This window comes from Aliidongia sp. (genome assembly GCF_035943795.1).
Taxonomy (GTDB): domain Bacteria; phylum Pseudomonadota; class Alphaproteobacteria; order ATCC43930; family CGMCC-115725; genus Aliidongia.
The window spans coordinates 39,499-51,749 of record NZ_DASZBY010000005.1 but is presented as its reverse complement, the minus strand read 5'-3'; the positions used below and the strand labels follow the sequence as shown (position 1 = coordinate 51,749).

12 protein-coding genes are annotated in these 12,251 nt (G+C 63.5%); 2 read left to right on the top strand and 10 right to left on the bottom strand.

Going from position 1 to position 12,251, the window contains the following annotated elements; genetic code table 11:
- Positions 1-4: 4 nt before the first annotated feature.
- The 9 genes from VGV37_RS00795 to VGV37_RS00755 form a co-directional block, all read right to left on the bottom strand.
- The gene (locus VGV37_RS00795; RefSeq protein ID WP_326877686.1) at positions 5-658 is read right to left on the bottom strand and encodes a 3-hydroxyacyl-CoA dehydrogenase family protein; all 654 of its coding nucleotides are present in this window, start codon (positions 656-658) and stop codon (positions 5-7) included.
- Positions 659-662: 4 nt separating this feature from the next.
- Complete coding sequence (locus VGV37_RS00790; protein ID WP_326877685.1) at positions 663-1,538, bottom strand: 3-hydroxyacyl-CoA dehydrogenase family protein; 876 nt, start codon at positions 1,536-1,538, stop codon at positions 663-665.
- A 10-nt stretch (positions 1,539-1,548) separates the two neighbouring features.
- The gene (locus VGV37_RS00785; RefSeq protein ID WP_326877684.1) at positions 1,549-2,715 is read right to left on the bottom strand and encodes an acyl-CoA dehydrogenase family protein; all 1,167 of its coding nucleotides are present in this window, start codon (positions 2,713-2,715) and stop codon (positions 1,549-1,551) included.
- Positions 2,716-2,725: 10 nt separating this feature from the next.
- A complete protein-coding gene (locus VGV37_RS00780) occupies positions 2,726-3,472 on the bottom strand; it encodes an SDR family oxidoreductase (RefSeq protein WP_326877683.1) in 747 nt (248 codons plus the stop codon).
- A gap of 102 nt (positions 3,473-3,574) precedes the next feature.
- The gene (locus tag VGV37_RS00775; RefSeq protein ID WP_326877682.1) at positions 3,575-4,342 is read right to left on the bottom strand and encodes an enoyl-CoA hydratase/isomerase family protein; all 768 of its coding nucleotides are present in this window, start codon (positions 4,340-4,342) and stop codon (positions 3,575-3,577) included.
- Positions 4,339-5,958, bottom strand: a complete 1,620-nt coding sequence (locus VGV37_RS00770; protein WP_326877681.1) for a class I adenylate-forming enzyme family protein — start codon at positions 5,956-5,958, stop codon at positions 4,339-4,341. Before VGV37_RS00770 ends, VGV37_RS00775 begins: the two co-directional genes overlap by 4 nt.
- A 2-nt stretch (positions 5,959-5,960) precedes the next feature.
- Complete coding sequence (locus tag VGV37_RS00765; protein WP_326877679.1) at positions 5,961-6,740, bottom strand: enoyl-CoA hydratase-related protein; 780 nt, start codon at positions 6,738-6,740, stop codon at positions 5,961-5,963.
- A 43-nt stretch (positions 6,741-6,783) separates the two neighbouring features.
- Positions 6,784-8,046 (bottom strand): CoA transferase, encoded by a 1,263-nt coding sequence (locus tag VGV37_RS00760; protein WP_326877678.1) that lies wholly within the window; start codon positions 8,044-8,046, stop codon positions 6,784-6,786.
- 320 nt (positions 8,047-8,366) lie between these two features.
- A complete protein-coding gene (locus VGV37_RS00755) occupies positions 8,367-9,293 on the bottom strand; it encodes a LysR family transcriptional regulator (protein WP_326877677.1) in 927 nt (308 codons plus the stop codon).
- Between the two features lie 98 nt (positions 9,294-9,391).
- Here VGV37_RS00755 and pcaD point away from each other — a divergent pair, with 98 nt between their 5' ends.
- Entirely contained in the window at positions 9,392-10,183 is a 792-nt protein-coding gene (gene pcaD, locus VGV37_RS00750) for a 3-oxoadipate enol-lactonase (RefSeq protein WP_326877676.1), read from the top strand.
- Positions 10,167-10,682 carry a Rid family detoxifying hydrolase gene (locus tag VGV37_RS00745; protein WP_326877675.1) on the top strand — a complete coding sequence of 172 codons (516 nt, stop codon included), beginning with the start codon at positions 10,167-10,169 and terminating at the stop codon, positions 10,680-10,682. Before pcaD ends, VGV37_RS00745 begins: the two co-directional genes overlap by 17 nt.
- 103 nt (positions 10,683-10,785) lie before the next feature.
- On the opposite strand, the gene VGV37_RS00740 is transcribed toward VGV37_RS00745, so the two are convergent.
- Positions 10,786-12,126 carry an amidase gene (locus VGV37_RS00740; protein WP_326877674.1) on the bottom strand — a complete coding sequence of 447 codons (1,341 nt, stop codon included), beginning with the start codon at positions 12,124-12,126 and terminating at the stop codon, positions 10,786-10,788.
- Positions 12,127-12,251 lie beyond the last annotated feature (125 nt).

The window sequence follows — 12,251 nt, the reverse complement described above, 5'->3', positions numbered from 1 at the left end:
GGGATCAGCCCTCCCGCCGTTGGCCGGCTTTGGCAACCTGCGCGCGGCGTGCCGGAGCGTAGGCAGGGTCGCCAAGCGCCTGATAGACCGCCAGCGTCACGTCGTGATGGTCCGCAAGCCCGGTTCTCTCGAGCAGTTCGATCGGCCCTTCGGGATATCCGAGACCGAGTCTCAAGGTGAGATCCATGTCGGACGCGCTTGCGAGCTTCGAATCCAGCCGGTTGAGAGCGGCATTGTAGTAGGGCCGCACCAGCCTATCGACGATCCGGCCGGGAAAGTCGCCGCATACCGCCGTCTTGAGATCATAGGCTTCGAACAGGCTTCGGGCCGCATCGAGGGCGTCGGGCCTGGTTCTCGGCTGCCGCACGATCTCGACCAGGTCGGACGGGGGCGCCTTGCCAAGGCAGAAGCGGGCGAAGCCCAGGACATTGCTCCCTTCCTCACCGCGCCCTTCGCCGGTATGGACACCCAGGCATTCGGTGCCAAGCTCGACGAGGATCGCCGTATAGCGCGCTTTTTCGGCCAGCGCAGTATAGGCGAGCCCCGCCCCATGGCCGACGAGGACGAGGATGTCGCCGTCCGCGGCTGCCGCATCGAGAAGCGGGTGGGCCGCGGGGAAGGACCGGCTCGGGCCGGATCGGGTCACACTGTGCACCATGGCGTCACGCTCCGAAGATGGCCGCGGTTTCATAGGACAGGAATCCCCGTTTGGTTTTGCGACCGAGACGCTTGGCCGCGACCATACGGCGGAGCAATGGTGGACATGCGGCCCTCGGCTCGTGGGTGACGCCGTGCAGCGCCTCGCACAACAGCACCTGGGTGTCGAGGCCAACCAGATCCAGCAATTCCATCGGACCCATGGCATAGCCAAGCGCACCCTTGATCGCCTTGTCGATCTCCACCGGCTCGGCGACCCGCGCCTCCACGAGGCGGATCGCATCGTTGTTGAACGGAACCAGGAAGTAATTGAGGATGAAGCCGGGCTCGTCTTGCGTCTTGACCGGGCGTTGCCCCATCGCCTCGCACAGCTGCCAAGCCTGCTCGAAGCTCTTCGGCGACGTGTTGAGGCCGGGTGCCATTTCCACCAGCTTCATGAGTTGTGCCGGCAGGCAGAAATGCATGCCGACGAACCGATCGTCGCGGCCGGAGCGGGCGGCAATCTCGGTTATCGACAACGTGGAAGTGTTCGACGCGAACAAGGTCGTCGGCGGGCAAACCTCGTTGAGACTCGAGAAGAGCCGACCCTTGATCTCGAGCTCCTCGAAGATCGCCTCGATGACGAGGCCGCAGCGCGCCATCTGCGCGATGTCGCTGGTGCCGCTGACGCGGCTCATGATTTCGTCGACCTGGTCCGAGGTCAGCTTGCCTCGCTGCACCGACTTACCGAAGAATGCTTTCATCTGGGCGATCGACGCATCGACCCGGCTCCGTTCCACATCGAACACGATAGTCGGGAAACCGCCGCGAGCCGCGACGATGGCGATGCCGGTACCCATGGTGCCGGAGCCGGCGACGCCGACGGTCATTCTTTCGTTCATGCTTTTCTCCTCACCGCTCGATAAAGCTGCGCCCGATGAGCTGTCGGTGGATCTGGTTCGTCCCTTCCCAGATCTGCGTAATCTTCGCGTCGCGCATCAGGCGCTCGACCCGGTAGTCCTTGACGTAGCCGTAGCCGCCGAGCAGCTGTACCGCCTCGGTGGTCATGCGCATGGCGAGGTCGGATGCCCGCAGCTTGAGGATCGATGCTTCTATGCCGATGTCCGTGGCGCCCGCGTCGACCAATCGGCCGACTTGCGTCAGCCAGGATTGGCAAAGCACGAGCTCGCTGGCGAGATCTGCCAGCAGAAACTGAATGCCCTGGAACTCGACGATTCGCTTGCCCGATTGCCGACGCCCGTTGATATACGCGGTCGCGTCCTCGAAGGCGGCGTGAGCGATGCCGAGAGCATGCGCGGCCACGGACGGGCGCGATTTGTTGAGCGACGCAAGAAGCAGCTTCAGGCCTTCGCCTGGACCGCGCAGCAGGTTTGCCTTGGGTACGCGACAATCATCGAACGACAACGCGGCGGTGGACGAGCCGCGATGCCCCATCTTGTCCTCGAGCCGGACGACCGTGAGGCCGGGCGTGCCTTTCTCCAGCATCAGACAGGAGATGGCCGTCCGGGGGTCGGGTGTTTCCGCCCATTTTCCGAACACGACATAAAGGTCGGCGACGTCCCCGTTGGTGATGAACGACTTCGAGCCGCTCACGACGATATCGTCCCCGTCGGGCGTGAACCTGGTGCGCATTCCCGTAGCGTCCGAACCCGCGTCGGCTTCCGTGATGACCAGTGCCGCGAGCCGGCCGGCGGCGATGCGCGGCAGCAAGCGGTGCTTCTGCTCTTCCGAGCCGAAATCGATCAAGGGCTTCACGGCGTGGAAGTTGGTCGCCCAGATGATGCCGGTGGAGGCGCAGGCCGCGGAAATTTCCTTCACGCACTCCAGATAGACGAGGTACGAGAGGCCGGCGCCGCCGTATGCTTCCGGCACGAACATGGCATTGAGGCCGAGCGCGTTGATGCCCTCCACATTCTTCCAGGGGAACTCGGCCGTCTCGTCAGTCTTGGCGGCCCGTGCGGCGATCTCGTTTCGGGCGTAGTCGCGGACGCTGGCGAGCAGCATCCTCTCGTCCTCGGGCAGCCCCAGTTGTTCGTCGAGCCGGGCAATCACGGACATGATCGTTTCCTCAATGGGCCATGCCCTGACCGCCGTCGAGGTAGATCGCCTCGCCGGTCAGGAAGGGAATGTCTTCTTGGAACAGGCTCGCGACGAGCCGGGCGACGTCGTCAGCCTTTGCGGGGCCGCCGACGGGAATACGGGCAGCCAGAAAGGCCCGGATCTTTTCCGACGCGAGGAAATCCTTGTTGAGATCGGTCTCGACATAGCCGGGCGCGACCGTCATGACCCGGATGCCCTTGGAAGCCCATTCGACCGCCAGGCAGCGCGTGATCGCATGAACCGCCGCCTTGGACGCGCAATAAGCCGTATTGCGCCGCACCCCGAGTTTCTCGAAGAACGAACCCATGTTGACGATCAGACCGTTCCCGGTCGCTTTCAGGTAGGGGAATGCGAGCTGGCAGACCGCGAAGGTGGCCACCGCGTTCGTCCGGAGAATCTCCTCGAATTCCGACAGAGGCTGGCTATCGGACGGGCTCTCGACATGCACGCCGGCATTGTTGACGATACCGTCGATCGGGCCGCTCCTGGCATGGAACGCCTCGAGCGCGGCCCCGATCGAGCGCGTGTCCGTGACATCGCCCTTCAGTAGGACCAGCCGCTCCTGCAGATCCGACGGGATGTCCAGGCCTTCGGGCCCAGTCCCTCTGCGCGAAAGGCAGCCGACCGTATTGCCCCGTCGCGCCAGCTCCAGCGCCACGACCGCACCGATCCCGCGACTGGCGCCCGTCAGAAAGATCTTTTTCGAAATCGGCATGTATCCTATCCCGCTGATCGAATGGAAGCCGGTCGCCGGCACGGCGGCTTTGCCTGGCGAGGACCAGATCGAAGGGCAGGCCGAACCGGCCGGTCCTTCGATCTAGGCGTCACGGAATTGCGGTTGGCGCTTTTCGAGGAAGGCACTCATGCCTTCCTCGGCATCCGAGGTCTGGTAAGCGAGCGTCGAGAGGTCGGCCTCGATCCTGAGTCCCTCCTGAAGGGGCACGTCGAGCGCCCGCGTCACGGCCTCCCGTGCCATTGCAAGAGCCGGAAGGCCGAACCCGGTGAACTCACGCGCGAACGCGAGGCCGGCCTCGACCGGGTCACCTTCGACCAGCCGGTTGGCCAGCCCGATGGCCACCGCCTCGTTTGCCGTGACGGTGCGCCCGGTCATGATGATTTCGAGCGCCCGGGCCTCTCCGACCAGCCGTGGCAGGCGCTGCGTTCCGCCATAGCCCGGGATGAGGCCGAGTTTGATTTCCGGCAATCCGAGCTTCGCCTGCGGCAAGACGATCCTGAACGTCGCCGCCAATGCCATTTCCAAGCCGCCGCCGAATGCATAGCCGTTGATGACGGCTATGGATGCGATCGGTAAGGCATTGAGCCTGCTGAAAACACGCTGGCCGAACTCCGCCCCGCGCTTCTGGTCCATCAGCGACCGGTTCCTGAGTTCCGCAATGTCGGCGCCTGCACAGAACGCTTTTGGTCCGGCACCGGTGACGACCAGCGCTCGCGCCGCAGAAGCGGCGACCTCGACAAACGCGTCATCGAGCCGTTTCAGGACCTCGAACGACAACGCGTTCAACGCGGCGGGTCGATCGAGGACGATGACTGCGATCTCTTCGCGGAAGCTCAATGTGACGGTCATGCTGTTTTCGACCTTGCCGCTTCACCGCGGACGAACTGAGGAACCAGTTCGCTTTGGCGCACCATCTCGATGAGCTCCCGCTTCAATATCTTTCCGCTGGCGGTGAGCGGGAAGCCCTCGACCGACACGAAATATTCCGGAAGGTCGTACCTCGACAGCCCTTCCGCGGACAGGTGTGCCAGCAGGTCAGGCGCGTCGAGTTCGCCCACGATGGCGATGCAGGCGCGCTCGCCCAGCCGCTCGTCCGCCACGGGGAAGCATGCCGCCTTAGAGACTTGCGGATGGCGGAGTGCCAGCGCCTCGATGTGCGAGGGATAGATGTTGTGGCCGCCGCGGATGATGAGATCCTTGAGACGCCCCTCGATCCTCAAGGCCCCGTTCGGCATGATCGCGCCGAGATCGCCGGACATGAACCAGCCGTCGTCGTTGAAGCTCTGCTCGGTCACGCTCTGGTTGTCGAAATACCCGAGCATGAGGCAGGCGCCTTTGCCGCCGATCTGTCCGATCTCGCCGATCGGAAGCTGTCTATTCTGATCAGTGGGATCGAAGATCGCGACCTCATAGGCGCGACCACCCCGGCCGCATGTCGCGACGATCGTGTCCGGATCGTCGCTCGGGTTCGTATACTGGTGGGACGAATTCTCCGTCATGCCATACACGTTCTGGGGCTTTATGCCCTGCCGCATGAACGCATCGGCAACCGAGGGCGGAATGGGCGCTCCGGCCATATAGAACACCTGCACCGCCCCGAGCCGCGGCTGTTTCCTCGCCCGCTGCTCCGCCAGAATGTCCATCGCATGGGTCGGCACACCGAGGATGTAGGTCGCCCCGGTCTCGTTGATCCAGTCGAGCCTGGTTTTGCCGGCCGGAACGTCGTCGGTGACGAGCAGGCAGCCGGAGAGCAGCCACTGGCCGACCGCGACCCAGGCAATGTGATGCGACAGCGGCGAGAGCGTCATGATCACCGTGCGTGGGTCGTGCCCCCAATCGGCAACGAGATCCCGCGCGTTGGCCAGCAACGTGTTGTCCGAATGCATGACGCATTTCGGCGTTCCGGTCGTCCCCGAGGTGAACGCCAGGTAGACGAGCTTGTCCGGGTCTGAAGAGGGCGGCGCCGCATGGGGCGCCGGCTTCGGGAAGCTCGAAGGTTGGTAGACCACCTTCAACGACGCAACGCCGTTCAGGACCTGTTCGAGAACCTGTGCCGTGTCCTTGCCGAATCCTGGTTCGGTAAAGAGCGCCTTGGCCGTCAGGCGCGTGAGCAGGGCACCGATTTCCTGTGCCGCATAGGTCTTGTGCAGGGACGGATTGCAGGCGAACCCCTCACGCGAGCAAGCCAGGAAGGTCACGACGGTCTCGACACGATTGGAGGCCCAGATCGAGACCCGATCGCCACCGGTGAGCCCGTAGCTCCGCAGATCCGCGGCAACACCGTCGACCCACCGCTTCAGCTCTGCGAAGGTCAGTTTGACCCGGCTGTCCTGGATCGCGAATGCATCGGGACGGAGGGCCGCGTGATTGGCGAGCAGGGAGTAGAACGTATCTCCCCGCCACGTGCCCGCGGCATAGAAGTCCTTGGCCCGCGCGGGATGATGGAGCGTCAGGAATTGCTTCATGGTCAGCTGCCGAATTTGGAAGGATCTGGCTTGCGCTTTTCCTGGAACGAAGCGTTCAGCTCCGCGCTCTCCTCGCTTTCGAGATAAGAGCGCAGCAACAGATCGTGAGTGACGCGGGAGAGTCCCGAAACGCCGCCGTGACGCGCGTTGAACGCGCCCTTGATCGATGCGAGCGCGAACGAGCCCCGCTCGGCGACCGCGAGCGCCATCTCTCTCGTCGCGTCCTTGAGGTCGTCGTCCGGAACGACCTTATTGATCAATCCGATGTCCAGCGCCTCGCGCGCACTCAGCTTCGGATTGCAGAACCAGATTTCCTTAGCCTTTTTCTTTCCTACCAGATCTTCGAGGTACCAGGTGCCATAGCCGGCATCGAAGGAGCCCACCATGGGCCCGACCTGTCGGAATATCGCGCTTTCCTTGGCGATCGTCAGGTCGCAAACGACCTGAAGGACGTTGCCACCGCCGATGGCATAGCCGTTGACGCTCGCGATGACCGGCTTCTGCAGGCGGTCGATCGCCTCGTACATCTCGAGCGTCGGCAGAGTGCCCGCGTAGAGCGTGGACTTGATCTCGACGTCCTTGCGTCCCCCGATGCAGAAGAACTTGTCGCCGGCGCCGGTAATCACGACGACACGTGTGCGGGTCTCGCGGCGTATCGTTTCGATGACGTCCCGGATTTCATGACACATGGCCTCGGTGAACATGTTGCCGTCGTCGGGCCTGTTCAAGGTAATGGTGCCTACGGGGCCATCTTCTTCGTAGAGAATCGTCGAGTATTCCACCGGTTCCTCCTATTCCGCCATGGCGCCCTGGCTTGGTTTTGATTTAGATGACGTTCTCTGCCAGGAGCCGCTGCACCGTTTCCCGGTCGTATTGCAGAACCTCGTTCAACAATTCGGCCGTATGCTGACCGAGCTCGGGTGGCGCGCTCCTGGGCGAATTGGAGCGCCCGTCGATCATGATACCGGTCCCGACTTGCGGAATGTCGATGTCGCCATCCAGCAGACGGTAGAACAAGCCGCGTTCCTGCAAGTGGAGGTCATCGACGACCTGATCGATCCGATTAATCGGACCGGCCGGGATTCGCGCCTGGCGAAACAGCGTCAGCCAATGTGCGCATGACCGCTGCTTCAAGATCGGCTCGATCAGCGCGACGATCTCGGCACGAAGGGCGCGCCGGTCGGCGTTCGACTGGTAGCGGGGGTCGCGTGCGATCATCGGTTGCCCGATGACGTCCCAGAACCTGCGCCAGATACCGTCGTTACCGAGGCCGAGGGTCAGCGGTTGATCCGCGGTCTGAAATGTCTGGTAGATCGCGATGACGCTATCCTTGCCCGCCGATCGCCGGGGAACTTCACCCGAGCCCATGTACGGGACGATACGGCACATGAGGAACCGGGTCATCGAATCCACGAGCGCAATATCGATGACGCGCCCGCTGCCGGTACGGTTTCGGGCGAGCAGTGCCGTCACCGCGGCGAAGGCCGCATCCTGCCCGGCGAGCATGTCCGCCGCAGGAGCGCCGATCTTCTGGGGATCGCCATCCAACTCGCCGGTGATGTCCATGATGCCGGAATATCCTTCCGCCACCAGGTCGTAACAGGTCTGGTCCGACCGGTCGCCATGGACACCGAAGCCGGTGATGGAAACGTAGATCAGGTCCGGCTTCAAAGCAGTGAGGGTGTCTGCGTCCGTCCCCAGCTTCTTCGCTATGCGCGACGGCTGATTGACGACGACGATATCGGCGGTTCGCACGAAATCATGAAGGACCGCCAGCCCCGCGGCTTTGCTGTAGTCCAGCGAGATGCTCTTCTTGTTGCGATTGACACTCAGGAACCACAGGGAGTCGCCGTGCAGGAACGGCGGCCCCCAGCTTCGGGCGTCGTCGCCGGTCTCGCGGCGCTCAACCTTGATCACCTCGGCACCCATATCCGCCAGCAGCAACGTGCAAACCGGCCCCGCGACCGACGTCGTCAGGTCGATCACTTTGAAGCCCTTGAGCAAGTCGAAGCCTTCCGCCAGTCGGCGCGCGGGCAGACCCTGGTACGGCAATCGATCGGCGGCGGGTTTGAGATCGGCTTCGTTCATTTTGCCTCCTGGTACGACCGCTGAGGAGCAACAGCCGTGCCAATGACGCGCATCCGAGACGTCCCAAGCATTGCCTTGAGAGGGAGCGACGATCCTGTTCCAGCCGTGTTGTTCCCGGCAACAGGGTCCGACGGGAGGTGTCTGTCTCAACGACAGATTGCCTGGCCTGGGGTCCCTCGTCGGGCAAGCAGGTGCTCCCGGTGGCGCGATGGACGCTTCGCGCCAGATCGAGGATCAGGCCAGGCTTCGGCGCCCGAGGACATCAGGCGGCAGGGCTGATGACCGGAACGAAGGCCTCACCCTGGTCGGCAGGGCCTCATTCATTGCGCCCGGTTCTGCAGGATGAGGGAGTGGCGCAGCGATGCCGCCTCTTGCTGGATATGGTCCCACAAGCGATTCGCGATCGGCCCGTGCGGCCGATCGCGACGGCGGGCGACCACCAGTTCCTGGGTTTGGCCCGGAAGATGGCGGCTGGCGATGGATTGCAGGCGTCCATCGCGCATCTCCTGCTCGATCAGGAATCGGGGCATATGGCCCCACCCCAGGCCCTGCACGATAATTTCCTTCTTCATGTTCTGGTCGGCCACCATGCATTGCGGCGCCCCTTCGATCATGAAGTAATCCTGCTGCGTCAGATGACGAGCGGTATCGCGAATGATGCATTGGGTGAATTCCCGCATCTGATCCGGCGTGACCGGCCGTTTAACGGTCTCGGGTAGAAATCCCGGTGCCACGACGGGGATGAACGGGACCTTGCAGAGGTCGAGCCATTCCACGCGAGAATCGCTCTTGTCGATCCAATGCAGGATCAGATCAGCCTCGTCGTCGAAAAGACGCTCCCAGGGCCCTCCCACCGCTTCCAGGTGCAAATGCAGGCGTGTGGCCGGGCAGCGAGCGAAGAACCTTCCGAGCATCCCCAGCACTTGCGGTCGCGGGCACAGGTCGCCGATGACGACATGCATCTCGCTTTCCACGCCCATTGCCAGCTGCGCGGCATGGGTGCGCAGGCCGTCGAGCTCGCGTAGCAGCGATTGTGCGCGGCGATGGAACGAAAGCCCCGCCGCGGTGGCGCGCACGCGATAGCCGCTGCGATCGAACAGGACGAGATCGAGTTGCCGTTCCAGCTTTGCGACGGCGGCGAACACCGACGGATGCGAGCGATGCAGCAATGCCGCAGCGGGCTGGAAGCCGCCGCAGCGGACGACCGCATCAAAGCACTGCAGGTCATGCAAAGTGAATTCGGCCATGTCAGCTTCTGCGACAATGATTGTCCGATCTTTGTAATATCATCACAAACACTCCCTCACTACCAATCGTTCTCCCGTCCCAAGAAGAGGCTCTTCCTATGAGCGAACTGAATTTCGTTACCGTCGGAGATGGCACGCGGATCGCCAACCGCATCGACGGCGATGCGGACAAGCCCGTGCTGGTGCTGGCGAACTCCATCGGCACCACGCTGCACATGTGGGATGGCGAGATCGAGGCTCTGTCCCAGCATTTTCGGGTCTTGCGCTACGATTATCGCGGCCACGGATCGTCGAGCGTTCCGGTCGGCGCCTATTCATTGGACCGTCTCGGTCGCGACGTGATCGAACTGCTCGATGCCCTGAACATCGAACGCGTGCATTTCCTCGGCCTGTCGCTGGGCGGCTTCGTCGGGCAATGGCTTGCCATCCATGCGCCCGAGCGGATCGACCGCCTCGTCCTCAGCAACACCTCGGCCCATCTCGGGCCGGCCAAGGCATTTGACGATCGCATTGCCGCCGTGCTGCAAGCGCCGGACATGTCGGAAATGGCCGAAATGTTCCTGGCCAATTGGTTTCCCGCACAGTGGCTGGCGGCAAATGGGCCGGTCATCGAGAAATTCCGGACCATGTTGCGGACCATAGACCGGCATGGCCTGGCAGGATTGTTCGCGGCCGTCCGCGATATGGACCTGAGCCGGACGATCGCGCTGATTTCGCGGCCGACGCTGGTGATTGCCGGGCAGCACGACACGGTCACGGCCCTCAGCCACAGCGAGCTCATCGCCGCGGCGGTACCCGGCGCGAGGCTCGTCGTCCTGCCCGCGGTTCACCTGTCGAACGTCGAGTACCCGGACGAATTCCTCGATGCGGTCCTTGGCTTTCTTCGTTGATTACAGCCCGGTGAGCGCAGTCGTCGGGATTAATCCCCCTCGGATCGATCACGCCGGTTGCCCGCCGCGCCATCCGGATGTTCAACTCCGCGGCCCCTCTTCGACAGGACATCCCTCCATGCCCCGCAAAGCCTATTCCGCCAAGAGCGCCACCGCCGTCGGTGCCTATTCCCACGCCGTCGAGGCCAACGGCTTCGTCCATCTTTCCGGCCAGACACCACTCGACTCGGCGACGGGCAGATTGGTCGAAGGCGACATCGGCGCGCAAACCGCGCAGTGCATGCGCAACCTCTTCGCCGTGTTGGCAGAGAGCGGGCTCACTCCTGACGACGTCGTTTCGTGTTCGGTCTATCTGACCGACATGAATGATTTCTCGGCGATGAATGCGGTTTACGAACGCCAGTTCTCGAAACCATTCCCGGCCCGCACGACCATAGGGGTCGCCGCCCTGCCGCTGGGGGCCAGCGTCGAGATCGGCCTGATCGCCGCACGCCCGTAGCGATCGGGCACGCGAGCAACGGGTGCTACGGCCGGCGATCCCGCCTCTCTAAGACAGAGCGCAATCGCCGGTCCGGCCTCGTCGTCCCGATGCGGCAGAATTTCTAGGCCGCACGGAGCCGGAACAAACGCTCTTCCGCCTCGGTATCGATGACGGGCGCGAGCGCCCGGGCGATGGCAATCAACCGCGCATCGCTCATGCGCGGCCCCACGAGCTGGATCCCGACCGGCAGGCCCTGCGAGCCCGTCGTCGTCGGGATGGCCAGGCAAGGCACGTGCAGCAGCGTCCAAAACCCGTTGAACACGTAGTCTCCGACGAAATTCACCCCTGCTGGCGCCTCGCCAGCCGCGGCCGGGGTGAGCACGACGTCGAAGTCTCCGAAGAGAGCATCGAATTCACGCCGGCACGAGGCGGCGAGGTCATAGGCGGCGATCATGGATTGCGGCGTCACACCACGCTGACCGGTCGCGGTGAGAAGCAATTCGGACTGAAGGTCGCCCTTCTGGACCAGATACTCCGGCAGGAAAGCCCACCGGCCCTCGCCATGCATCACGGTCATCTGCGCATCGTGCAAGCGGGCGAAAGCCGGCGACAAGCGAAGCGGGATGATCGTCGCCCCTGCCTTCTCGAGGCGGTGAGCGGCGGTCTCCATGGCCTGGTGGGTCGCCGCCTCCGCCTTGTCCCAAAACGGCGTTTCGCAATAGGCGACGCGGAGGCTCGAGGCCTCTGCCGCCACGGTGTCGCCCATGCCCTCCAGTTCGAAGGCCGAGGCCACGAGCGCCAGGTCGTCGACGCCGCGGCCATACCATCCGACCGTGTCGAGCGACACCGAGAATTGCTTGAAGCCTTCGCGGCTGACAATACCCCAAGTCGGCTTGAGGCCGTAGATGCCATTGAAGGAGGCCGGCCGGATGTGCGAACCGGCGGTCTGCGTTCCGAAGGCGAGCGGCACCTGGAAATCGCCGACCGCGGCACCGGAACCCGATGAAGAGCCACCGGGCGTGTGGGCGAGGTTGTACGGGTTCCGCGTCGCCGCCCTGCGGCCGTTCGAGGCGTATTCGACCGTGTCCGTTTTCCCCAGCACGACGGAACCCCGCTGACGCACGATCGCCACACAGGCCGCGTCCTTCGTCGGCCGGTGGCCCTGGTAGAAGCCGGAATTTTGCGTCGTTGGCATATCCGCCGTGTCCATCACGTCCTTCACGCCGAACGGCAGGCCATGGAGAGGATGGGTTGCCGGGCGTTTGTCGATCTCCCGGGCCTGGCGCACAGCGTAATCCGGATCGAGATACAGCCACGCCTTGACATCAGCGTCGCGCGCCGCGATGCGATCGAGACACGAACGGACCAGAGCTTCGCTGGTGAGGGTGCATGCTTTGATCTTCGCTGCCGCCTCGGCTGCGGTAAGGAAGCAGGGTTCCAATTTCGTGGACGTGCTCGTCATGACTTTGAATCCTCGAGGTCCGTGTCTAATCGGTGGTTTGGCAGATGCCCCGAGACGTGGAGGGTTGGCCGGAGCGGGCAAGCACTGTCTTAATCGCGTTCGGCAATATACCCGTTTGAGATCGA